The sequence below is a fragment of the Escherichia sp. GZ89 genome (assembly GCF_019366485.1).
GTDB lineage: Bacteria > Pseudomonadota > Gammaproteobacteria > Enterobacterales > Enterobacteriaceae > Escherichia > Escherichia fergusonii.
Genome location: NZ_JAEOHX010000061.1, coordinates 1 through 586, shown reverse-complemented (window position 1 = coordinate 586; position 586 = coordinate 1). Strand labels below are relative to the sequence as shown.

Here is a 586-nt window from a genome sequence, read left to right as displayed (position 1 = left end):
ATTAACCCACGCGACCGGGTCAGCCTGCCCGACCTTTTTTTGGTCGCCTGCCCACCGCACGATACGATTTTGCTGGTAGTCGCGCTTCACGCTTGCCGCAATCCCGGCGGCATCCAGCCCTTCGCACTGCGGAAACTTAACCGATTTACTCTCGGTGGATGCCGCAAATGCCGATACGCTGGCGGATAACAACAGCAGGCTCAACAACGCTCCTCTTTTATTCATACTTTTCTCCTTAGCACAATGATTCAGGAAAAGCATGGTACAAAACGCCGAGAGCGCAAGTGTGGGTTCAGGCGGCTTGCTTTTTCGTTTTACTCGCGGCGTCCTTTTCAACCGCCTGCGGAGAAGGCAACTTACCGGTTTTGAGGATCGTGCTTAACACCTCTTTATGTTCCGCCATCCACAGCGACAACGCCTCGCGCTGCCCATCTTCCAGCACGACTGGCGACTGCTCAAGCCAGGTATCAAGAAGATCGGCAGTATCGAGCATTTTGTCCCAGGCGTCGGCTTCCTTTTTACTGGTAAATGACATCTTCTCCTCACCCTCGCGAATGACTACGTATTTAACTTCAACCGCCATTTT

2 protein-coding genes are annotated in these 586 nt (G+C 52.9%); both read right to left on the bottom strand.

Annotation, left to right across the window (positions count from 1 at the left end):
- Positions 1 to 225, bottom strand: a 225-nt coding sequence (locus K0335_RS22190; RefSeq protein ID WP_269446967.1) for a YebF family protein, incomplete at its 3' end; no start/stop codon positions are given.
- A gap of 67 nt (positions 226 to 292) precedes the next feature.
- Entirely contained in the window at positions 293 to 583 is a 291-nt protein-coding gene (gene yebG / locus K0335_RS22185) for a DNA damage-inducible protein YebG (RefSeq protein WP_000257728.1), read from the bottom strand.
- Positions 584 to 586 lie beyond the last annotated feature (3 nt).